This is a genomic window from Mycobacterium kansasii ATCC 12478, from assembly GCF_000157895.3.
GTDB classification, from domain to species: domain Bacteria; phylum Actinomycetota; class Actinomycetes; order Mycobacteriales; family Mycobacteriaceae; genus Mycobacterium; species Mycobacterium kansasii.
In genome coordinates this window covers 4,164,397-4,188,634 of record NC_022663.1, presented here as the reverse complement: position 1 = coordinate 4,188,634, position 24,238 = coordinate 4,164,397, and the positions used below count along the sequence as shown (strand labels likewise).

The 24,238-nt window shown below is 64.5% G+C and carries 9 protein-coding genes; 8 read left to right on the top strand and 1 reads right to left on the bottom strand.

Annotated elements, in window-relative coordinates; all coding sequences use genetic code 11:
- The first annotated feature begins 40 nt into the window (after positions 1 to 40).
- The 7 genes from MKAN_RS18270 to MKAN_RS18240 all read left to right on the top strand — a co-directional run bounded on the left by MKAN_RS18270 (position 41) and on the right by MKAN_RS18240 (position 20,253).
- On the top strand, positions 41 to 5,272 hold the full coding sequence (locus tag MKAN_RS18270; protein ID WP_036395281.1) for a RecQ family ATP-dependent DNA helicase: 5,232 nt from the start codon (positions 41 to 43) through the stop codon (positions 5,270 to 5,272).
- 634 nt (positions 5,273 to 5,906) lie between these two features.
- Positions 5,907 to 11,717 carry a DEAD/DEAH box helicase gene (locus tag MKAN_RS18265; RefSeq protein ID WP_233032177.1) on the top strand — a complete coding sequence of 1,937 codons (5,811 nt, stop codon included), beginning with the start codon at positions 5,907 to 5,909 and terminating at the stop codon, positions 11,715 to 11,717.
- Between the two features lie 186 nt (positions 11,718 to 11,903).
- Positions 11,904 to 13,667 carry an IS1634 family transposase gene (locus tag MKAN_RS18260; protein ID WP_051404573.1) on the top strand — a complete coding sequence of 588 codons (1,764 nt, stop codon included), beginning with the start codon at positions 11,904 to 11,906 and terminating at the stop codon, positions 13,665 to 13,667.
- 707 nt (positions 13,668 to 14,374) lie between these two features.
- The gene (locus MKAN_RS18255; RefSeq protein WP_129111884.1) at positions 14,375 to 15,034 is read left to right on the top strand and encodes a hypothetical protein; all 660 of its coding nucleotides are present in this window, start codon (positions 14,375 to 14,377) and stop codon (positions 15,032 to 15,034) included.
- A 158-nt stretch (positions 15,035 to 15,192) separates the two neighbouring features.
- Complete coding sequence (locus MKAN_RS28845) at positions 15,193 to 15,993, top strand: glycine-rich domain-containing protein (protein WP_023370726.1); 801 nt, start codon at positions 15,193 to 15,195, stop codon at positions 15,991 to 15,993.
- Between the two features lie 194 nt (positions 15,994 to 16,187).
- Positions 16,188 to 17,420: a PPE family protein gene (locus tag MKAN_RS18245; protein WP_036395314.1), complete on the top strand. Its 1,233-nt coding sequence runs from the start codon at positions 16,188 to 16,190 to the stop codon at positions 17,418 to 17,420.
- A gap of 457 nt (positions 17,421 to 17,877) precedes the next feature.
- Complete coding sequence (locus MKAN_RS18240; protein ID WP_023370721.1) at positions 17,878 to 20,253, top strand: lysylphosphatidylglycerol synthase transmembrane domain-containing protein; 2,376 nt, start codon at positions 17,878 to 17,880, stop codon at positions 20,251 to 20,253.
- 123 nt (positions 20,254 to 20,376) lie between these two features.
- On the opposite strand, the gene MKAN_RS18235 is transcribed toward MKAN_RS18240, so the two are convergent.
- On the bottom strand, positions 20,377 to 23,019 hold the full coding sequence (locus MKAN_RS18235) for a GH92 family glycosyl hydrolase (RefSeq protein WP_036395278.1): 2,643 nt from the start codon (positions 23,017 to 23,019) through the stop codon (positions 20,377 to 20,379).
- Between the two features lie 204 nt (positions 23,020 to 23,223).
- On the opposite strand from MKAN_RS18235, the gene lpqN reads away from it, so the two are divergent.
- On the top strand, positions 23,224 to 23,901 hold the full coding sequence (lpqN, locus tag MKAN_RS18230) for an envelope biogenesis lipoprotein LpqN (RefSeq protein WP_023370717.1): 678 nt from the start codon (positions 23,224 to 23,226) through the stop codon (positions 23,899 to 23,901).
- Positions 23,902 to 24,238: the final 337 nt, after the last annotated feature.

The following is a 24,238-nucleotide window of genomic DNA, read 5'->3' as shown; positions in this document are numbered from 1 at the left end:
ACTTTCAACGTGGATACGTGGACCCATAGGCGTGCCGCCGATGACTTCTCAAGAGCCGCTGCCCCCGGCGATCGAGGCCGCCTACCGGATTCTTGCGGAGCACGGACCGCTGTCCGCGGCAGATCTAAAGGCGGCTCTACGCTCGCAGGGCTTCGCAAAGTCGATCGAGAGCCTCTCTCAACTCCCCGATCGCTTTCCGCAGCGCTTCGATCTGACCGCCGATGGTCTGCTGTCTGTCGCGTCCGCCGCCCCCGCCGTGACCGGTGCCGAATCGGCAGACACTCACCATGACACCGACTGGTACCGGCCCACCAAGCTTCGCCGCGCCGCGGCCGACCGCATCGCGGTCCTCGACATCGAGACCACCGGGCTCGACTCTGCCGCAGACTTCGTCTGCGAACTCGCTTTGGTTGGGTTAGACGGCACGCCACTTGCGAACATCATGGTCCAATTGCCAGCCGGTGTGGCGCGGCCGAACGAGAGTTTCGGCGCGGAATTCCCCCTCGACGACGCGCTGCGATTACTCGAGGCACACCTGGCCGAGATCGACCTGGTGATCGGCCACAATCTGCTGGAATTCGACCGGCCGTTCCTCGAGAAGGCAGCCCAGCGCGCCGGCGTCGATCCACCGCACCTTCCGTCGTGTGTCGACAGCCTGCATCTCGCAACCCTTGTCGACGTAGCGATGCCCAACCGGTCCCTGGCGGATCTGACGCACCAATTCAACATCGTCCACCAGGAGCCCCACCGCGCCCTGGCGGACGCGACCGCGACGGCCGGGGTCGTTCGGGCGATGCTGGACGCGATCGACGTGAACGAGCCCAGCTGGCAGCTCGCCATCGGTGTCCTCGAGGCCTTCGATCATCCGCTCATGTCGTTGCTGCCCCAGCTCACCGCAACCCCCGATCTGTCCATGTTGACTCGCCCGCCAGATCCGCTGCTGATCCCGTCGGGTTCGCCGGCTGCCGATGCGTTCTCGGCCGCGCGCGACGCCTTCGCGGTCCTGCAAACCCGGCATCAACTCCGGCCGCGCGAAGCGCAACAGGAGATGGCGCGCGCCGTCGCCGACGTATTCGATCATGGGGGACGCCTCGCGGTCGAGGCTCCGACCGGGACCGGCAAATCGCTGGCCTACCTGCTGCCGGCGATCGGACGCGCCTCGCGACCGGGTCAACCGGTCGTCATCGCGACCGCGACCAAGACGCTGCAGGGCCAATTGCGCGTCGAGGCAACACGTCTGCACGACGACGGGCTGCTGGGGGCCCCGTTTCGTCAGATCCAAGGCGTCGCCAACTACGTGTGCACGCGCGAGCTCGAAGATGCGCTGTCCGACCGCGAATCCTCCCCGCTCGCCCTGGCCGTCGCGCTGCGTGCCATCGCCGCATCCCCAACGGGCACCTGGGACGACGTCACCGACGACGTCATCCGCCGTCGGGACACCCGCTATGCGCGCACCCGGGCGCGGCTACGCACCAACGCCGGCGGTTGCGATCGGACGAAATGCGTTTGGGCACAGGTTTGTCCCATGACCCAGCAGCTCAACGGTCTCGACAAGGCACCAGGTGTGGTGTCGGTGAACCACGCGCTCATCGCCAGCTGGGTGAAGACCGACCATGCCCCAGGTGACGTTCTCACCGAGTCCCGCGCGGACCTCGTGTTCGACGAGGCGCATGGGCTCGAGGACAGCTTGACGGCCGCGTGGACCGAGCGGGTCGACGCCCTCGAACTCGACATCCTAGTCAACAGCCTATCGCCCCGCTCGAAACTGATGCGGGGCATCCGATCGCGCGCGGGCACGGACACGTCGTTCACCGAAGCGAGTCAGGCCATCACGACGAGCAGTACGCAAGTGCGTTCGTCGGGCGCAGAACTTGCCCAGGCGATCGAAACCTACCTCCACGAGTACGCCGGCAAGTCGGACTCCGTGGTGCTGCGCACCGGTGTCGTTAACAGCCGACCGGAATTCCGGGTGCTGCGTCAGGCGGCCACGGCGGTACGATATTGGCTGATCCAGCTCGCCAAAGCGGTTACAGCGCTGAGTCAATCCCTCGCCGGTGTCAACGGGACGGGTTCGGCGCGGCGGCGATTGCGGGGTTACTCCGAACGACTCGACGCGGCAATCGAACTCCTCGACACCATGCGCGAGCTACCGGACGGCCACTTATGGGTGTACCGCCTCGCCGCCGAAGAGGACGATCCCGCGGCCTGGACCTACGAGCGCATCCCCGTCCATGTGTTTCCCGAATTCGAGCAGTTGGTTGTCGACCGCACACACTCGACGGTCCTCTGTTCGGCGACCCTGACGGTGCAACACCGGTTCGACTTCATCGCATCGCGGCTGGGCATCGGCATCGCTGCCGACCCGGACGGTGCAGGCTTCCGAGGTCTGCGGCTTCCGTCGCCGTTCGACTACTCCAAGCAATCCTTGGTAATTCTGACCAACCACCTCCCGGTTCCCATCCCGGTGAACGAGCGCGAATTCTGTGAAGAGATGGCCGCGGACCAGACCGGGTTTCTGTCTCTTTCGGGCGGCAAGACGCTCACCCTCTTCGCGGCGCGAACCCGCATGGAGGCCGTCGCCGCGGGCGTCCGGATCCGGGCCGCCGAACTGGCGCAGCGAGGGGTCGAGTTGCTTGTCCAAGGCGATCAGGGCCGTTCGCAAATCCAGCGCAGGTTCCGCGACGAGCCCGGCACGGTCCTGTACGGATTGCGCTCGTACTGGGAGGGTTTCGACGCTCCCGGGGAGACCTTGTCGTATCTGTTCATCGAGAAGCCGCCCTATCCTCATCCCGACGACCCGCTGATCTCCGCCCGGCAGCGCGCGATCGCCGACCGCGGCGACGACCCGTTCTTGGACTACGTGCTGCCGATGACGGCGATGCAGTTCGCGCAGGGCTTCGGCCGGTTAATCCGCTCCGAGACCGATCGCGGTGCCGCACTGGTGTGCGACCGGCGGCTACATTCGCCGACACAGGCACAGCGGGTCATCCTCGATTCCCTGCCGAATCCCGAGATCCACGAAGCGGCCGATCGAGATGACGCCTGGACTCGCGCGATAGAGTTCGTCACCGGTTCGGCGCCCGACCTGTCCACGGCAATCACCTTCGGTCGCGATGATGTCACGCAACTACTCGAAAGCCTGCGCCTCATACCCGGCGAGGATCCGACGGCCAAATTTGACGAAGCCGCCGAAAAGCTTTTCGGGATAACCGAACTGCACCCCAAGCAGCTGGAGGTGATGCGGGCATTCGTCGAAGGCAAGGATTTCCTCGCCGTGCTCCCGACGGGCTTCGGCAAATCGGTGTGCTTCCAACTGCCCGCGCTGCTGGCACCCGAGGCGCGGGCCACCGTCGTCGTGTCACCGTTGGTCGCACTGATCAACGATCAGATCAACGACCTGCGCGGGCGTCGCGGCATTCGCCCGGTCCAGGGCATCACCGGGGCCACCTCACGGGTGGTGCAGACCGAAATACTTCGCGACACCGCCGACGGCCGGGTGCGGCTTCTGTACGTCTCGCCGGAGCGGCTCGCACGCGACCCCGTGCTGCGCGGCGCGTTGGGGCGCCAGCAGCTCAACCGGGTGGTGGTCGACGAGGCGCACTGTATCTCGGTGTGGGGCCATGACTTTCGGCCAGAGTTCCGTCAAGTGCCGGCCTCGGTTGCCACATTCGCCACCCGACCGCCACGCGCCGGTCTGACGGCGACGGCTACCTCTGAGGTCGAGAGGGACATCACAGCATCGATGGACATGCGCGACCCTACGACGGTGCGCGAACCGAGCGACCGGCCGAACCTCCGGTTCCGGGTGACCGAGTGCGCCAACGACCGAGAGCGAGTCCGCGAGCTGCTGCGGTTCGTGACCTGGTCCGGAAGCAACCCGGGCATCGTGTACGTGACACGGCGGGCGCTGGCCGAGGAGATCGCCTCGCTGCTGCGCCGTGCCGGTCATGCCGCAAGGCCCTATCACGCCGGGATGGTCCCCGAGCAACGCGACGCAGTCCAAGAGGACTTCGACTCAGACACCGCCCGCATCATCGTCGCGACAAAAGCGTTCGGCATGGGCATCAACAAACCGAACATCGGCTGGGTCGTCCACTACGACCTGCCCGACTCACTCGACGGCTACGCCCAAGAAGCGGGCCGGGCCGCCCGACAGCGCGATCTCACCGGCGAGTGCCTGCTGCTGTACACGAAAGGCGACATCGCCCGGCGCCGGCGGCTCGTCCAATCCCACAACGCGAAAGCCGACGCGGCGCTGGCGCAGCGGTTGCTCACGACGCTGTGGGAGTGCCCCGAGCGCGGGGACAGTAGGGTTTTCGACGTCGACGACATGGCCGATTCCCTGAAAATCGACGACGACGAGCTCAATGTTCAACTGGCCCAGCTAGAGCGAGTGGGCGCGCTGGAACAGGGCCTCGATTGCTCGGCGCGCGGGACGGTCGAAGTCGGTCGCCGCGAACCAGAGCGGGAGGAAGAGCGGCGCCTTTTCCGCGAACTTTTCTACCAGCACCACCGAGCCCGTCCTAATGTGCGGATGCAGCTCGACTTTCAGCAGCTGCACGAGCAACACGGTTATGACCCGGACAAGCTGGAGCAGCAACTCATCGAGTGGTCGCTGGACCGCCTCGTCACATTTTTCAGCTCGCGGCGACTTCGCCGCGTGCGGCTGCTCAAGCGGGTCGCGCCCGCCGACACGCTTCTCAAGGAGTCAACGCGCTGGACGTGGTGGCAACAGCGTCGCCTCCAAACCATGATCGACTACGCCACAAGCGAATCGGACTGCCGCCGGGTCATTATCGGCAGGCATTTCGGTGACGAGGAGGTCTACTGTGCCGGTCGCGACGTCATGGCTTGCGATGTCTGCAGTGCGCAGGCGGCCCCATGGTCGGGTTTGGCCGACCACCTGGTAGCCGATCCTGAACTGCTGGTCAATGCCGAGCTGACGGTGTTGCAAGCGGTGGCCTGGGCGTCGGCATACCGGCGCGGCTCATATGGGGAAACCAGCTTGCGTGCAGCGGTGCTCGGCAAGGACTCCCTCGGCGAGGGACGACCGCTCGGCCAAGGTGTGCTCAGTTGTCCGCAATTCGGTGCCCTGCGCCACGTCCGAAACGGTGAGAAGCGGTGGGACGAAGCACTTGCCAATCTCTTGGCGAAGGGGCTCATCGAGCGTCGAACTGTTCAGCGCGAGAGCGCCCGCAATCCCTACCAGACCCTCGTGCTGACTCCCGTCGGTGCCCAGACACTCGGAACCCCCGCGATGCAAGATGATTGAGAAGCGAATCACCCACCAGCTGCTCGAGGCTGGTGTCCTGGCGCTCACCCCGGCCGAACGCGCCGCACTGGCCCTGCCCGAACACAGCACGACGATCGACATCGAGCTCGAAGGCGAAACCTTCGGTGCCCAATGGAGCGGGCGCAGCCGACAACTCACCGGCGACAAGCTCACCGAGCGCCTTCAGGACTACGGCCAGGTAGGCGGGTTGCTGCGCCTTCGTCAGGTTGGCCAGACCTACCGGCTGCTGCTGCTGCCACCCGGCTCCGAGATGCAGATCGTCCGCCCGATAGCACGTCCCGCGGCGCCGCTGAAGGCTCCGGCGGGACCAAAGGCGGCGCGTCGGCGGGCCACCGTGGACCGCCAGTTCCATTCCGACGACAAGTACGACTGGGGACGCGGCCAGACCCGGACCATGGGGTTCTTGACCGAAGCCCGCGAACTGCTCAGAGACCAGCTCAAGGCGGCCGGGTTCGACCCACTGGAGCTGGTCGAGTTGCGCCTTCAGGGTGAAGAACTGGCGACCCTCGACGACTTCGAGGAGTTGCTCGCCGTCGACGTCGCCAACGTCGATCGCATGCCCCACCAGGAGGCCGTCGCGCGTCATGCGCTGTCCCGGCTGCGTGGCAGGGCCGTGTTGGCCGACGAGGTCGGTCTCGGTAAGACCATTGAGGCCGGGCTTGCGGTGAAGGAGTTGACACTGCGCGGTCTGGCCAAACGAGTACTGGTCTTGTGCCCCGCCCCGCTTCGCGAGCAATGGCGCGAGGAGATGAACCACAAGTTCGACCTACAGTTCGACGTCGCATATCACGGACCGGAGGTCGGCAACCAGGAGAAGCTGATAGTCAGCCTGGCTTTGGGCACCAGGCAGGCCGAGAAACTCACTAAGCATCCTTGGGACATCGTCATTGTCGACGAGGCCCACCGCGCAGCAGGCGCAGGCGCACGCAAGAGACGCGAACTGATCACCGCGTTGACGAGCGCGTGCCGATATGCGTTTTTCCTGACCGCCACCCCGGTTCAGAACGATCTGCTGGAGCTATACCGGCTGATCGAGCTCTTGCGGCCTGGCACCTTCACGTCGGTCAAGACTTTCCAGCGGGAATTCATGCGGGGCTACGACCCGCGAACGCCAAGCGATCCCGCGGCGTTGCGCCGCCTCATCAGCAGTGCCATGATTCGCACCACGCGCGCCCAGGCCGGGGTGGATCGGGTCGTCCGCCGGCCTGTCGACGTGCCGATCGAACTCGGCGCACCCGAACGCGAACTCTACGCATTGAGCACCGATCTGCTCCGCAACGTCATGCGCAGCCCCAGCGACACAATGCGACGCCGCAGCCTCGCGCTGCGTTTGACCGCGAGCCCGTTCTCCATGGGAACAACAGCGCTGCGCATGGCCGATCGGCATCCCGACGAGCGCGTCCGCGTGGTGCTGAGTGAAATAGGTCATCTCGCTATGGACATTTCGAGTTCCGCTCGCGAGAACAAAGCCTTACAGATCACTCACCAGTGGATACGGGAACACGGGCGCGTCCTCGTCTTCACCCAGCACACCGACACGGTCACCGGACTGCTGCGCCGGATGGAGGCGGAGGGCCTCACCGCACGCGCGTTCCATGGGTCGATGTCGGCAAGCGAGCGGGCGGCCACCATCGCCGCGTTCAGGTCGGGTGAAGCGCCGGTCATGATCTCGACCGACGCCGGCGCTGAGGGCCAGAACCTGCAGTTCTGCAACTGCGTCCTGAACTACGACCTGCCGTGGAACCCCATGCGCATCGAGCAACGCATCGGGCGGGTCGACCGGCTCACCCAACCCCGCGACGAAGTGTTCGTCGCCAACCTGTACGCCTGCCGAACGATCGACGAGAGCGTCTACCGGTTGCTCGCGGAGAAGCTGCGCATGTTCGAACTCTTGTTCGGACAAGTCACGACGATCCTGGGTGAGCTCGACGATTCGAAATCCGCGACATTCGAAACACGCGTGCTCGACGCCCTTTTCGCGGAGAGCGACGCGAAAATGGAGCGGCTGCTCACGCAACTGGGCACCGAACTCGCCGATGCCCGCGAGCGCGCCGGAACGCTCATCGCCGCCGATGGCGACCTCAGCAGCTGGATGACCGCCGCCTTCGAACATCGCAAAGGGCTCACCAAGGCAGGCAGCGCAGAACTCATGCCCGAGCTCACCGAACGCGCGCGACGACGCCAGCGGCGAGTACAAACGTGGGTCAGGAGAGTGCTGGAAGCGCTTGGCGCTCAGGTTCTTCACGACACCGGAGACGGGGAGGGCGCCTTCCTTACGGTGCAGTTCGATGAGGAATTCGAGGAAGAACTCGGGGGCCGGACGCTGATGCATCTCGCATTCGATCGACACGGCCTGGAACATCATCCGGATGCCGAACTGTGCGCGGTGGGCTCACCGGTATTCGATGAGCTCCTCGGCCTATTGCGGATGCGCGGCGACATGCACGCAACCGTCCCGGTAATTCCGGATGACCTCGGCCCCAGCCCCTTCCGGCATGCGCCAACGATCAGGCTCATCCGGCGTCGGCTCATTCCGGCCGGCACCTGGAGTGGGCAAGCCACTTTCCGCGCAACGGTCGGCGAGGCGGAGACGACGGAACACATCATCACCGCAGAGATCAACGGAGCCAACGACGTACGGCTACCCCGTCGCCCGCTCAGTGACGGCGAGGTGCTGCCGGCTACTTTCCAGATGCCATCCGAGATCGTGGCTGAGTTTGAACGCGAGGCAGCCAGGCGGCTCGAGAAGATTCGACGCGACCGAGCCGAGGAAGTCGAGCAGCAGCAGCGCCAGGAGCTTGACCGGGTACGGCGCAGCTACCAGGCACGGATCGCCGAAGCACTATACGAAGACGAGGCTCGATTGCGACGAGCACTGAAGTCCGAAGAACGACGACTGAGCCGGCGGCCCGACGTTCGGGCGCGCGCAAAGCTGCTCGCGATGACGCTCGACGAGGACGACTGGATAGTCGAAGAGACCTGGGCCGCAGAAGGCGACGTCGAGGCAACATTGACCTACGAATGGGGCTTCTCGGAACCGCCAGAGGTCGAAAGTGATGCGTCACAGCGGTCCATCGCCGTGCTGGCGCTGTGCTCCGGTGCCCACTGGGTCGACGAGACGGAGACCACTCGATGCGGCTCGTGCGATTTTGACCTGTGTGCCGCGTGCGGGGATGACGCGGTATTCGCGGATTGTCCGGTATGCGGCGTAGCTAGTTGCGGATCGTGCCGTCAGGAAACTGGCGGGCTTTGCCTGCGGTGCGGTTCACCCGGGCGGGCACCAGAATTCGACACGGAGTTCGCCGTCGCCTGGCGGCTTGGCCGAGAAGCGATACTTTTCGTCGGTGAGCGTGCCGCCGAATTGACGCGGCCGGGCGAACCGGCATCCTCTTTGCTGGTTCGCGATGAAGATGTCGCTGACCCTGATCGAATCCGGTTGCGGGCTTACGCGGTTCAGAACGGCCTGCCGGCCGATAGCGGGTTGGTCCTGCGCGACCTCAGCCGTAGCCCAACAACAGACAATCCGAGTCGCTTGCGCCTCCGACGGTCCGAAAATGTCCGGATTGAGCTGTCGATTGCAGCCAACCCTACTTCAGAGATTGACCGCGACGCGCTCGCTGATCTGCCGGAACACGCGGCGGCCACTGTGGACGGCGAATCTGACTTGAAGCTCGTGTCGCTCCTCGAAAAACTCCGCCACGAAGTTCCGCCGCCGACCCCGCCGTGCGTCCTGGTAACCCGCCGGTCTACGTTTACCGACGTTTACCTCGAAGCGGAAGGTCTAGTTGAACAAGTATCGGCGATTGCCGACGACGGCACGCTGAACACCGTTGATGAACATTCGGCGTCGTTTGAGTGGCGCGAATCCTCTCTCCAGAGCCCCGAGCTCGCCGAGGCAGAACTCGGGGGACTGCGAGTTGTGTTGGAGCGCAGGAACGATGCGGTGCTGGTAAGTGCGTATGAAGAAGGGCATTCTGATAAGACCAGTCAGTGGATCGCACTTCCCGATGGATTCTCCGCCGCAAGTCAATTGGGTTGGTTCGGGGTGTTGGAATCGCTCGGAGCTTCGGGCGGCCGAGTGGGCCAGCGTACCAACGAAATTCGGGAAGTGATTGGACCGGTCCCAGTTCCAATGGAATGTCAGCTCCTCGACCGGAGGGTGCGTCCTGTTGTCGAGGTTGCAATGATTGATGCAGAAATCGATTTGGTGCCAGTCGATTCGGACTCGCTGAGGGCATTGGGCGCGCCCAGTAATCCGGTATCAAAGCCACTTCCTGGCCGCCTGCCCGCCGAACTGAACCGCGCACTGCTTGAGCGAACCGCGCGATCGTTCACGGCCGTTGTGCGAAACGGGTTCGAAATACACGAGATATGGCGTGGACACGGAACCGCAACCCACGAGTACCGAACTTTCGATGGGCGCCCGACGGCGCCGACACTCGATGATATCGGCGCGCGCGAGGTGGACTTCGGTGTCTGCCGGGATGGACACTTCTACGCGGCCGGTAGGGCCGCGCTATGTGCGTCATGTCGTACGTGGTCGTGCATGGCATGTGATGAGATCGATCACCAAGCTTCGATCGGATGCCCGGGCTGCTCGGCATCGATATGCCGGCGGTGCCTTTCCGAAGACCATGTGGCGTCAACTGCTATCTGCGTACTGTGCGGTGACACCGTGTGTTCCGAGTGTGGTCGTGATCCCCAAGTGCACTGTTGCCCTATCTGCGATCGCGAGGTGTGCTCGTCATGTCGAGTGGGCGAGCTGTGCCCGGCCTGCAGTCGACTGGGACCCGCGACGGATGATGAGCTGAGTTGTCTCCCCGTTGAACTCGCTGCTACGGGCGCCGCAGTCCTCGCCGGCGTCGACAAAAATGCGATGACCGTCATCCTCAACCGAGGTGGCGCGATCGAGCAAGCGGTGGTTCGCAATGGCTCGCTCGATCGATGGATTGCCTTCGGCAGAAGCATGATCGATGACGCTTACAAGCTGCGTCTGTCCGCGAGCCGATTGCTGAACACCCAAGTCGTCCCCATTGTCGAACCGCTCGACCGCGAGGCCCGTATCGATGCGCCGCACCTTGTTCTGCAGTCGGACCGGATCTTCTTCGCCGTGTGGTCTGTGGAGAAGCTCGGCCGAGCAGGGCGGGGCGCAAACCCATTCGTCAATGCCGACGGTGATCTGCCGCACCTGGTTGCTCGCGAATTTCCGCCGCTAACGCGGCTGCCGCAACCCGCAGCCAAGACGCCGGCCCAAGTGGACCACGTCGTCGCCTCGATACCACAACACCGTAGTATCGATCTCACTCTGCGGTGGCATCGCGTAGGGCACGACGTGCTACTCGTGGACTCCGGCATCCTCACCCGCAGGTTCGATGGATCTTCGTTGCACGAGAAGCTAACCCGCTGGGCCTCGACGGGCGCGACGCCACCCTGGGTCACACAGGCATGGCAACCGGCGCCTACGGTTTACAGGTATGCGGTGTCAGACATAGTAGAGGTGGTGATCGTCGGGATGGCTTCGCTTCGAGCCCTCGGCGTCCGAGCCGACGATCGGCCAGAGTGGTACGCCATCTCAGGCTCGCAGCAAGCCCCCGCAGCCACGATGCTCGGCCGCTGGATGGGCATTGGCGATGCGGATGAGGTCAGCGCATTCACCGACCCAAACCGGATCAGCCTCTCATCGGTGTCGAATGCGATGCACATTTCGCGCCGCGTGCGCCCCTTGGGCTCGATCCAACCGACCTCCCGGCCAGGGCACCCGCGTACGACCCCGAACGCGCTGGCGGCGTGGTTGCCGGGGGCGCATGTAGTCACACCCGAACTTGGGATCTTGCCAAACGACTTCCGCTTGTTGCTTGTGCAGCAACTGAACACTGAAGAAAGAAGAACGGCACTGGTAATCGGCGCGCACGTCGAAGAGGCGGTCACGGTAGAGGATGGCCAGGTCTGGGTGCACGAAGCGAACCTCAGGCCTGGCACAACCGATGCACGCCGAATTGACAGCACCACAACGCTTCCCAGAGACCATGGTGTCATCGACCGGGAAGGCCACTTTGTGCCCGATGCGCCCCGATGCCGTTACTGTGGTGGCAGAATCTGCCCGGTGTGCCTGGAGGGCATGGTCTCGTGTGACTGTTGCGCAGCGCCGATCTGTAAGCGATGCGCGAATAAGCCGAAAGTAGACCTCTGGCTATGCCCTGCGTGCGCCACGCTGCGGCGCGCCACCCGACGGGAGGCACGCCAACATGGGCGGTTCCTGCTGACGCGAGGCATGCTTATCGGGGCTGACCCTGTGCACACGGTCATCGTGGAGCACACAAAACATCGCTGGATGCGTCACGCCGAAGACGGCGCACAGTCCGTTATCGAGAGCCCCGTGGTCGAAGGATTCCTGAACGAGCGCTTGACGGATGGCGACGACTAGTTCCCGGGACCATGCAGCCGTGCGCATCTTCCTTGGCGTCTGCCCTAAGCCGAAGTTACGGCGTGTTTGAGCGCTAATTGTGTGTCTGGTCTGCGGCTATGGTGTTGTTAGCGGTCTCGAAACGTAGCCAAAAAACTATGGTGTGTCAGGTCTGGATTTCTTGCGAATAACGCTATGATGCAGCATATGGTGCGGCGGTCAGGCGCGATGCATGTGGCCAGGATCAAGAGTAGTCATGTGGATAAGGCCGGTCAGCGTCGCGACTACCAGTCGGTGTATCTGCGGCGCAGCTTCCGCGACGGCGGCACGGTTAAACACCAGCAACTGGCCAACCTGTCCGCCCTGCCCGAGGCCGCGATCAGCGCGATCGAGGCGGTGCTGTCGGGTGCGACGATGGTGGCCGCCGGCGACGCGGTGCGCATCGAATCATCGCTACCACACGGCCACGTCGCTGCGGTACACACCATGGCGCGCACATTGGGCCTGCCGGCCCTGCTGGGCCCGCCGTGCCGGGCCCGCGATTTGGCCTATGGGCTGATCGTGTCCCGAGTGCTGAGGCCGGGTTCGAAATTGTCCACACTGACCGGGTGGGCCGATACCACCCTGGGCGCCGATTTGGGTATCACCGGCGCGAGCAGCGACGAGGTGTACGCGGCGATGGACTGGCTGCACCAGCGCCAAGATCACATCGAAAAGCAGTTGGCGGCAAGGCATCTGGACCACGAAGTGAACCCGTCGCGGATCGCGATGTTTGACCTGTCCTCTTCGTGGGTGACCGGTCGGTGTTGTGAATTGGCCGCCCGCGGCTATTCCCGCGACGGCAAGAAGGGCTGCCCACAAATCGAATACGGGTTGCTCACCGACCCCGCCGGGCGCCCGGTCGCGATCCGGGTGTTCGCCGGCAACACCGCCGACCCCACCGCGTTTCGCGCCGCGGTTACCACGGTCAAAGACCGCTTCGGACTGACCAACATGGTGATGGTCGGTGACCGCGGCATGATCACCTCCGCGCGCATCACCGCCCTTAAAGACCTCGGCGGAATCGGCTGGCTGACCGCGCTGCGCGCCCCCTCCATCGCGGCCCTGGCTGCCGATGACGGACCGCTGCAGATGTCGCTGTTCGATGACCACGACTTCGCCGAGATCACCCACCCCGACTATCCCGGCGAACGGCTGATCTGCTGCCGCAACCCCCTGCTGGCCGCCGAACGCGCCCGCAAACGCGGCGAATTGCTTAACGCCACCGAACAACTCCTGGCCCCTATCACCGCCGCCGTGGCCGCCCGGCGACTGGTCGGCGCCGATCAGATCGGCCTCAAAATCGGCAAAGTCATTGACAAATACAAAATGGCCAAACACCTGCACGTCACCATCACCGACACCACCGTGACCATCACCCGCAGGCACACCCAGATCAGCGCCGAAGCCGCCCTCGACGGCATCTACGTGCTGCGCACCAGCGTGCCCGCCAGCGATCTGGCCAGCGCCGCCGTCATCAACGCCTACAAGAACCTCGCCAACGTCGAACGCGACTTCCGCAGCCTAAAAACCGACGACCTAGACCTGCGCCCGATCCACCACCGCCTTGAGGACCGCGTCCGCGCCCACGTCCTGATCTGCATGCTCGCCGCCTACCTCACCTGGCACCTGCGTCACGCCCTGGCGCCGCTGACCTTCACCGACGAAAACCCCCCTACCCGCGACAACCCCGTCGCACCAGCGCAGCGATCCCCCCAAGCCGCCACCAAAGCAGCCCGCAAAACCACCACCGACGCCCAACTGCCCACCCACAGTTACCAAGGACTGCTCACCCACCTAGCCACACTCACCCGCAACCAAGTCCGCTTCGCCGGCACCAAAACCCCCGTGCCCATGCTCACCGAGGCCACCGACACCCAAACCCGAGCCTTCCAACTCCTCAACACAACCATCCCGCTAAGCCTGCAGTAGCCAAAACATCCACACCCGAAAACACCGAACCCCCAGCTCAACTGGGGGTTCGAGCGCCCTCACCGCCGTAACTTCGGCCTAAGGCGTGCGTAGCCGGATAGACGCATTAGGCCGCCGCACGCTCCGCAGAACGAGCGGCCCAACGCCAGCACCACTCTCGAGCCGCCGCCGTCCAGGGTGCGTCATGGTCGCATCGGCGCCTGGATTGATCACAAAGTTGACTTCTGCAACTATGTCCGATACAGATGTATGGATTTTAATACAGCCGTATATAGCCGCCGCTGGGCGACGAGGGAGTCAACGCAGGCGCGGAGTATCAAGCGATCCGAAGGGATGTCGGCAGTGACGCTGTGGGTGGTTCCCCTAGACCCAGCGGGCGCGGCGGCATCGATGGCGTGGTTGAGCGCGCCGTCGGTAGCCGCGTACGCCGGCCCCGGCAATTTCGGCGATGGTTGCAGCCTCGGTCTCGTTGCTGCCTCAGCGGTGTTGAGCAGCAATGGTTTACCGCCCGCCGAGGCGGCCGCCGAAAGTGCCGGCCAAATCCGCGGCTCGCGCCGGTGCATACCGGCCAGGCAATGGCGCCGGTGTCGCTGCAGCAGCGCCGACGCATGTCCCGGCAACCGGTCAGGGGTGAACACACTGGCGACACCGTGACCGGCACATCGAAGACATCGTTTGACCCGCATCGCAGAAAGGACCATCCGACCATGCCCAAACCGACCCGTATCGCGAGAACCGACAACACCGCCGACGACGCCGAATCTGGTTCGGCTCAACCCAAAGCCGGGACCGGCAAGTCGCGGCGAGGCAGGCTTGCGGCCGGCGCCACGCTGGGAGCGCTGGCACTGACCAGCGGCATCGCCGGCATCGTCGACACCTCAGCCGCGACCACCGCCAACGGTCTCGACGTCAATGTGGGGCGGCTTACCATCACGCTGGCCTCCCACGGCGGCTTCAAGCTCGACAGCTGCACGAGCAACACCAACGACACTTCCGGTAGCAGCCTCAGCGGCACGTCGAGCAATTCGAATGACACGACGGCTACTACCCAAGACAGCACCACCGCAACCAGCAATTCCGGCGGCGTCAATGAGCCCCCCACAGATATTCAGACAAATGTGATCCCGGGTGACGACCAGCCAGCTGGGCCGCAAGTTACGTCCAGCACAAGCGCAGCGGGCGGGTATGACGAAGATTACTTCAGCTCGAGCGAATCCGACGACGACAGTTCAGGCACAAATACCGTCGCGCAATGGCAAGCAAACAACAACGAATACCGCCCTGACGACCCTAATAGTGAAGAGCAATCGGATCTCGACTTTGCAACCGCGTATGCGGCAGGCGACCCGTATGACGCTGACAACTAACGGCGGACAGGCAGATCGGCATTCCGCGTTGGTCCGGTATGACCGGACTGGCGTGATCGGAAACACATTTGGGTCCTAGATGTATATGCGTTCGACTACCCGGAGACACCAGCGGCATAGTCCGGATTTCCGGCCTCGGCAAGAAAACGGGCGAGGTCATGGTGGCCATTTCCGATAACGCCCCCTCCCTCACCGATACCTCCGGTATCACACCTGCTGAAAGCAACGATTCGGACGCGGAAGTGCTCGACGCTCATCTTCGTGAGGCGTTGGCTTTCGAGGCGCCGTATGTGCTTGATCGGCTGCTTAGCGACCGGGTGGTCGAGACCCGCGCTCAGGCCGAGGAGCTTTTCACTGAAGTCAAGAAGTATCTGGTGTTATGCGAGCTGAGCCACGACATGGTCATCGGTATGTATTCGGAGATGGTCGACGCCGCCTGGCACGCATTTATCTTGTTCACCGATCAGTATGCGGATTACGGGCGACGGTTCTTCGGCCGTTATCCCAGCCATACCCCCACTATCCACTCCGACCCCGGGCACAACGGGAAGCGCGCGACGGAGGTGAAGGATCGGCCGCCGGCAATTCCAGTGAATGGCCGGGGCCCGGGGCGGAAGTCCACATTCACCGATTTCCGCGAGCGCTACGAAGCATTGTTCGGACAACCGCTCCCCGATGTCTGGCATGACATCGGCTTTATCACCGTCAACCGGCGGATGCTTGTCGACGACCGCGCGGGCCGGCTTACCTTGGCCCGCAGTGACGGCTACGTCGCGCTGTGTCGCACCGACAGCACCGCCGTCTTGTCGGTCAACGACATGGCCGGTGCCGCATTGCAATTCATCATCGCCGCGGGCGCCTTCTATGTCCGGGAACTGCCCGGCGGGCTGACCGACGACGAAAAGATCGGCCTTGCTCAAGCGCTGGTCCGGTCTGGCGTACTCAAAGTCGCTCCCTAGCAACGTGTCCGGTGCCGACGGGGCCGCCGGAGGGCGGGCGGATGCATCACCAGTGTCACCGGCGTTGGGCACCAACGACTTTCCCGAGGCCCTGGCGGAGCACGGCGGTCGGCGGGGCGTCACCGGATTCAGTTCGTCAATGCGGCAAGCAGGCCGCGGTTTCCCATCATCCACCACCAGCAAGGCCAGGAGCCATCGTGTTTGATTTTGCGCTGTTACCGCCAGAGGTCAATTCGGCCCGGATGTATACCGGTCCGGGATCGGCTTCACTGCGTACCGCCGCAGCCAGCTGGCAACTACTGGCAGTCGAACTGCACTCCGCGGCCAGCATGTATCGATCGGTGGTGATGGACCTGACCAGCATGCAGTGGACGGGTTCGTCGTCGATGTCGATGGCTGCCGCGGTCATTCCGTATGTGGATTGGCTCACCGTCACCGCCGAGCAAGCTGGACATACCGCGGCCCAGGCAACCGCCGCCGCGACGGCCTTTGAGCAGGCCTTCGCCATGACGGTGCCGCCGCCGCTGATCGCCGCCAACCGCGCCGAGCTGCTCGCGCTGATTGCAACCAACTTCTTCGGCCAAAACACCGCCGCGATCGCCACCACCGAAGCCCAATACATGCAGATGTGGGCTCAAGACGCCACCGCAATGGACGACTACACCGTCGCCTCGGCCGCAGCATGGAAGCTGACCCCGTTTGCCTCCCCGCAACCCGACACCAACCCTGCCGGGCGCAGCGCTCAACACGCCGCAGTCACCCGCGCCATCACGAAAGCCCCTGACAACAAAGGCAACTGGATCGGAAACCTGCTGAAAGACATCGGAGCGGCGTTGACCGCCGTCGGCCTACCAGAGGTCGGGGTGCCGCTCTACGCATTGGGCGAGTTCGTCAACACCTTGAAACTACCCAAGATTCTCAAAGACGACTTCACCGCCCTCGATGCCCTGTTCGCCTGGTATTCCACCATGGGCTCGGTGACCGGCGTCAGCGGCATGACAAACGGGATCATCAATACCGAGAAGAGCCTCGGCTTGATTTCCGGCGTGACACAACCGGTGGCAGAAACCGTACCCAAAGTCGCACCGGCACTGCTGGCCCCGCTGAACTCCATCGCCAAATCACTATCGGGGGCAACAATGCGTGCCGGTGGAGTCCTTGGCGGTCAAGTCTCGGCCGCCGCGCGCAGCGCGGGTTCGATCGGACAACTATCGGTGCCCCCCTCCTGGGCCACACCCCAAGCCGCCGTCGCCGCCAAGACATTCCAGGCGGCCACCCCCTTGACCACACTGCCCACCAGCGACGCCGCACCCGCGGCCATGCCCGGCCTACCCGGAATGCCCTCAGCCGCAACGGGACGCGCCGGCGTCGTACCCCGATACGGACTCAGAATGACCGTGATGTCACGCCCACTATCCGGAGGCTAACCAGACCCTGTTGGCCAGCATTGCTGAGCAGGCAAGGTTTGACAGCGCATACGCCCACGGTTTTCACGCGGAGCGTGCACTGAGGGCGTCGACTGTGCCGTCACGGCGGCCCGATCGCGAATACTCCGCCCTCCATGCACCCTCGAAGCCACTACCGCACACTCGATACGGCGGCATGGCAGCCGACCAAGATGCGGCGTGCCGAAAACGCAACAGGACATCGATGACCAGCAGCTCCTGGTCACCTTGAATTCTCGAGGAGGTGGGCAAAGCGCATACCCGTGAGACCGGTGTGACCACACGCGGCGAGCACCCACCACGCATGCACTGTCGGGGCCAGAACCCGGCCTGGCACCCCGGCAAGAGCCGACATCGGCCGACTCATCGGTAACGGTTAAGTTGTCGACAGGACGAGCACGGCACACCGGACACCACCCGAAGGATCGTCGGGAACAACATGCGAGTTGACGGGCGCGACATCGCCGTTTCCGGCAGCTTGCTGCCCCCGGTAATCCGGCGCACCAACGACATCATCCGGCTCACCCTGGCGGCAGTCTTCCTGCCCGCGGTGATCGCGAGTTCACTGTTCACCCGCCCCCAGTGGATCGCGCTGGAGAAATCCATCTCCGAGATCGTCGGGGTGCTGTCCCCCACCCAGTCGGATCTGGTGTACCTGGTCTACGGCATCGCGATTCTGGCGTTGCCGTTCATGATCCTCATCGGCCTGATCGTGTCCCGCCAATGGAAACTGCTGGGTGCCTACGCGGCCGCCGCATTCATGGCCTTTCTGCCGTTGTCGATCAACAGCAATCGCATCGCGGCACCCCGTTGGCATTTCGACCTGTCCGACAAGCTCACCACGCTGCCCGCCCAGTTCCTCGACGACCCACGTTGGATCGCCATGCTCGCGGCGGTGCTCACCGTCTCGGGCCCGTGGCTGCCGGCCCGCTGGCGACATTGGTGGTGGGCGCTGCTGCTGGCGTTCGTGCCGATCCACCTCGTTATCAGTGCGATCGTGCCGGCAAGATCGCTGCTGGGATTGGCGGTGGGATGGTTCGTCGGCGCTCTGGTGGTCCTGGTGGTCGGCACCCCCGCGCTGGAGGTGCCGCTGGACGGTGCGGTGCGCGCACTGGCTAAACGCGGATTCGTCGTCGCCATGCTCACGGTCGTGCGGCCGGGCGGACCCGGGCCGCTGGTGCTGTCGGCCACCTCGACGGACCCCGAGTCCAGGGCAGCAGTGGAGCTCTACGGTCCGCATCAACGCAGCGGCGGCGCGCTGCGGCAACTGTGGTGGAAGCTGCGGCTGCGCGGCTCCGAAACCGCGCCGCTACAGCCTTCGATGCGCCGTGCCGTCGAGCATCGCGCACTGATGGCCATCGCGATCGGGCAAGCGGACGTTGCCAACACGTCGACAATCGCGTTGTCGGACCTCGAACGCGGCTGGACCTTGTATGCGCACCAGCCCGTTCGCGGGATTCCTCTCGACGAGTGGACAACCCAGACTCCGGTTTCCCAGGTGTGGAAATCGCTGCGCATCCTGCACGACCACCAGATCTCCCACGGAGACCTGCGCTGCAACGCGCTCACGGTCGACGACGGCACCGTGCTGTTCGGCGGGTTCGGCGCCGCCGAATACGGGGCCACCGACGCCCAACTGCAATCCGACATCGCCCAGCTCCTGGTGACCACGACGGCGCTGTACGACGCGCAGTCCACGGTGGCGGCGGCGATCGACGCCTTCGGGGCGGACACCATCCTGACGGCCTCGCGCCGGCTGACCAAATCCGCAGTGCCCAAACGCATCCGCGAATCGGTCGCCAACGCCAAGACCGTCATCTCCAACGCCCGCTCGGAGGTGATGCGCCAAACCGGCGCCGATCAGATCGAAACCCAGACCATCACCCGGTTCAGCCGCAGCCAATTCATCCAACTGGTGCTGATCGGCGCGCTGGTCTATGTCGCGTACCCGTTCATCAGCACCGTGCCGACCTTCTTCTCTCAGCTCAAACACGCCAACTGGTCGTGGGCGCTGCTGGGCCTGGCGGTGTCGGCGCTGACCTACGTGGGCGCGGCCGCGGCATTGTGGACCTGCGCCGACGGCCAGGTGAGCTTCATCAAGCTGTCGATTGTCCAGGTGGCCAACACCTTTGCGGCAACCACCACCCCGGCCGGCGTGGGCGGGCTCGCACTCAGCACCCGCTTCCTGCAGAAGAGCGGCCTTACTGCACTGCGCGCCACCGCGGCGGTGGCGCTGCAGCAATCGGTCCAGGTGATCGTCCACCTCGCGTTGCTGATCCTGTTCAGCGCCGTCGCGGGCACGTCGGCCGACCTCTCCCACTTCGTCCCGACGGCCACCGTGCTGTATCTGATCGGCGGTGTGGCGCTGGGCATTATCGGCACGTTTCTGTTCGTACCCAATCTGCGGCGATGGCTCTCGACGGAAGTACGTCCCAAGCTCAAGGAGGTGTCGAGCGACCTGGCCGCGCTCGCCCGCGAACCGCGACGCTTAGCGATAATCCTCTTGGGTTGTGCCGGAACAACTCTCGGCGCTGCGTTGGCCTTGTGGGCCAGCGTCGAAGCCTTCGGTGGTGGTACGACATTCGTCACCGTCACCGTGGTGACCATGGTCGGCGGGACGCTCGCCTCCGCCGCTCCCACCCCCGGCGGCGTCGGCGCCGTCGAGGCGGCGCTGATCGGTGGGCTGGCCGCCTTCGGGGTGCCAGCAGCCATCGGAGTCCCCTCGGTGCTGCTCTATCGGGTGCTCACCTGCTGGCTCCCGGTGTTTCTCGGCTGGCCGATCATGCGCTGGCTCACCAAGAACGAGATGATCTGAGCGATCCGCACCTAGCCCGGCGCCAGGCCCGCCAGGCAGACGACGAGCCGGATCGCGATGAGATGCGTTGTCCGGATGATCGCTTTATGGTCGCGCGCCTGCGCAACGGGTAACCCGGCTTGGCTATCCGTACGACTCCATATCCATGACCACGACGAGCACCACCGAACTCCGGTTGCTTTCACCCACCGTGGTGGTCAGATACACCAAGTAGTACTCCTCGGGCACCGCCTGCGACACTGTGATCGCCACGTTCACCGATGCCGAGCCATCGTTGGCGAATCGACCGGACACCGGCGCCACGGTGATTCCGCCGGCCGTGGACATGCCCGTGATCGTGTAGTCGCCGGCGCCGTCGATCATCCGTTGCGCGTCGAGCGTGACGGTCCCCGTTGTCCCCGGCGCGATCGTGACGATGGGCCGCGGAACATTGACCGTCACCGCCGAACTGCCTGCGCCGAACGACGGCGGCGCGGAGGACGGGGCGGTGCCCCAGACCTTGTCGGGCTTGGCCGCCAGCGAGAATGCGACGTCACCGCCGGTACGGATGATCGACTCCGGTAGAAACGTCTTGTCGGTGGGCCGTCCGTCGATGGTCAGTCCGCTGATGTACTTCATCCGGCCGGGCGCGGATGCGCCGGGCGCGGATATCCGGATGGATTTGCCTGCCGGAAGCGCGATTACGGCGCGATCGAATAACGGTGTGTTCACGGTGAGGATCGCGGTGCCGGGAGTGCTGGGATACAGTCCGAGTGCCGCCCAGACGTACCAACTGGACATCGCACCGAGATCGTCGTTGCCGGGCGCCCCGTCGGGCGTGGCCGAGAACAGCCCGCGCACCCGGTCGACGGTGCGCTGGGTCTTCCACGGTTGTCCGAGATAGTTGTACAGCCACGGCACCCCGAAACCCGGCTCGTTGCCGGCCCACAGATAAGGCTGGTTAGGGCCCACGTTGAGCTTCTTGGTGAAGCGATCGAGCCGGTCGGCCACCGCCTTGCGGCCACCCAGGGCGGTCACCAGGCCGGCGACGTTGTGCGGCACCCACCAGAGGTATTGCTCGGCGTTGCCCTCGTCGAATCCGTCCTGGCCGAAGCCATCCGGTGTTTCCACAAACCCCGGTCCGTAACGGAAGAACCCGGTCGCGCTGCGCGGCGAGATATAGCGGGTGCTGGGGTTGAACAGGTTCTGCCAGTATTGGGCCCGGTTCTGGAATTCGGCTGCGGTGGCGGTGTCGCCGAGCGCCGTCGCGAACCGGGAGATGGTGAAGTCGTCGACCGACCATTCCAGCGTGATCGAAGCCCCCGCAATCCGGCCGTCGGTGCGGAACTCCGCCGTCTGGGGACCGTAACCCAGCTGCAAGTAGGTGGCGATTCCCGGGCGCTCCACATAGCCGCCCCGCCCGACACCGCCCTCAGTCGCGCCCCGCACCATATAGCGCAGCGCCGTGCCGACGTCAAAGTCCTTGCCGCCGAACATATATAAGTTCACGATGAGCGGTACCACATTGTCCCCCGTCATCATGCCGGTCGCCGAATTCGCCAGGGCCCAGCGCGGATACGACCCGCTCTGCTCGGCATCGTTGACGAGCGATTGCGCCATGTCCGCGGCTTGCTCAGGGAAGAGCAGGCCCTGCAGGGGAGCCAGACTGCGGTAGGTGTCCCAGTCGGAGAAGTTGGCGTATTGGGTATGTCCTTGGGCAACAGTGTGGATGAGACCGTCGAACCCGAGGTAGCGACCGTCCGCGTCGTTGAATATGTTGGGGTGCAACAGTGACCGGTAGAGGCAGGTGTAAAAGGTCGTCACCTCACCGGGATCCCGCCCGGCCACGCCGATGCGCGACAGGGCGTTGTTCCATTCGGTCGCGGCGGCCGCGCGAACGTCGTCGAAGCTTGCACCACCCTCGGCGGCGAGGTTTGCCCGGGCTCCGTCGATGCTCACGTACGAGATAGCGGTTCGCACTTCGAGCACCGAGCCGGCCGGAAACTCCACGTATCCCCCGCTGTACCGGGACTGCGCCCGGCGGGCACCGGCGTACACCGCATAGCCGTCCCAGGTGCCATAGGAGGTGAACGGCCTGCTGAACCGCATGGCGAAGTACACCGTGTACGTGTTGTTCTTGCCGCAGAAGCCTCCGCTGGTGGCCCAACCGGTGATGGTGGTGTTGTCAGTGCCGATCTCGATGGCGGCGCGGGAATTTCCGGCGAGTGACGCGCCTGAGCGCACCCGAAACGACGCCGGCCGGCCGTCACGCGGATAGCTGAACCGGCCGAAGCCGGTGCGGGTGGTGGCGGTGAGTTCGGCGGTTACCCCGGTCGCGGGGAACCGCACCGTGTAATAGCCGGGCACCCCCACCTCGGTGTCGTCGTGGGCGATCCGCTCCGGGGCGCGCCAGGGTTGCGTACCGATTGCGGTCGTGGTCGGCAACATCGAAATGTCGCCGAAGGCAGCGCAACCCACCGAGGCGTGGGTCATGCTGAACCCGGTGGAACGCGAATTCTGATACTGGTAGCCGGCGTAGGTGTTGGTGGTGTCCGGTGAGTACTGCACCATGCCGAACGGCACCGAGGCGCCCGGGAAATTGTTGATCTCACCGACGATCTCGCCGCCGGAACCGGTGCCGACGAGCGTGTCGACGTGGTCGACCGGATTGGCGACAAAGGTCGGTTCACCGTCGTAGGCGGTGGGCGAAGCCGCAATCAGCGGCACGAAAAGACCCAGCACCGCGACGAGTGCCACCATGGCCCGCAGCGACCTCCGTGACCGCATAGCTGTCTCTTACTGCACGTAGCGCCGTTCCGTGGCTGTTTCGAGGCGATTGACACCGACAACCGGCCGCAGATTTCCGCCGCTGCAACGGTATGCGTCAAAGTCCTGCACTCATACCGGCTGCGTTTCGCGCGGGTTCGGCTAGTCTCAGTGCCGACGTCGCCGGTGCAGGTACCGGGACCCAGATTCGGGAGATGCAAGTATATGAAGCACCTGACCGCGGTAGTCGCAGTCGCAGCGGTGAGCCTGGCACTGGCTGGTTGCGGCTCAAAGACCGAAACCAAGACCTCCACGTCGACGTCGTCGTCGACGAGTTCCACGTCGACAACATCCGCGTCCTCGACCAGCGCGACACCGGGAGCGCAGGCCAAGAAGACCATCTCCGACTATCTCAACGAGAACAACGTCACCGAAACCCCGGTCCACCTGGGCGATCCCGGCTCGCCGACCATCAATTTGCCGATGCCCAACGGCTGGCAGACCGCCAACGACAGCAGCACCTCATACGGCGCCATCGTCTACAGTCAGCCGGCCGACCCCAAGGACCCGCCCACCATCTCCGCACTGGTCTCCAAACTCACCGGCAACGTGGACCCGGCGAAGATCATCGAGTATGCCCCGGGCGAGCTGCAGAACCTGCCCGGATACCAGGGTTCGGGCAACGGGTCCGCGTCCACGCTCAGCGGTTTCAATGCCTGGCAGCTGGGCGGCACCTACGTCCGCGACGGCAAGACCCGCGCCGTCGCCCAGAAGACGGTGGTGATCCCCGGTCAGGACGCCGTTTACGTGCTTCAGCTCAACGCCGACTCACTGGAAAGCGAGCAGGGCCCGTTGATGGATGCGACCAGCGTCATCGACGAGCAGACCACGATCACGCAGTAACGCAGTAGCTGGCCAGCGCCTGGCTCGCCGGCGGGAGCCGGTAAGCCGGGCGCTGGTGCGTCCGTGTGGCGCGAGACTACCGGCCCGCGGCGGCGCACCCACGCCGGAATCGCATGGCTTTCACTGTGGCACAACACCATCGGCGGCAGCCGACAGCACGCCTTGCCCCCACCGACCGGCAGCGAAATAGCCGGGCCCACCAAACCCACGACATCATTTCGGTCGCCCAGAGCGCAATAGTCACAGCGGTTTACGCCATTAAGCTGGGACGTACCCAAAGAGCGGGCAAAATCGCCGGGATTCGTTGCTTCGGATTCACTACACTGAACGACAAGCT

Excerpts from the sequence above, each read along its gene's own strand:
- MKAN_RS18260 (WP_051404573.1), top strand. The coding sequence starts at position 11,904 with ATGGTGCGGCGGTCAGGCGCGATGCATGTGGCCAGGATCAAGAGTAGT.
- MKAN_RS18255 (WP_129111884.1), top strand. The coding sequence starts at position 14,375 with ATGCCCAAACCGACCCGTATCGCGAGAACCGACAACACCGCCGACGAC.
- MKAN_RS28845 (WP_023370726.1), top strand. The coding sequence starts at position 15,193 with ATGGTGGCCATTTCCGATAACGCCCCCTCCCTCACCGATACCTCCGGT.
- MKAN_RS18270 (WP_036395281.1), top strand. The coding sequence starts at position 41 with ATGACTTCTCAAGAGCCGCTGCCCCCGGCGATCGAGGCCGCCTACCGG.
- MKAN_RS18235 (WP_036395278.1), bottom strand. The coding sequence starts at position 23,019 with ATGCGGTCACGGAGGTCGCTGCGGGCCATGGTGGCACTCGTCGCGGTG.
- MKAN_RS18240 (WP_023370721.1), top strand. The coding sequence starts at position 17,878 with ATGCGAGTTGACGGGCGCGACATCGCCGTTTCCGGCAGCTTGCTGCCC.
- lpqN (WP_023370717.1), top strand. The coding sequence starts at position 23,224 with ATGAAGCACCTGACCGCGGTAGTCGCAGTCGCAGCGGTGAGCCTGGCA.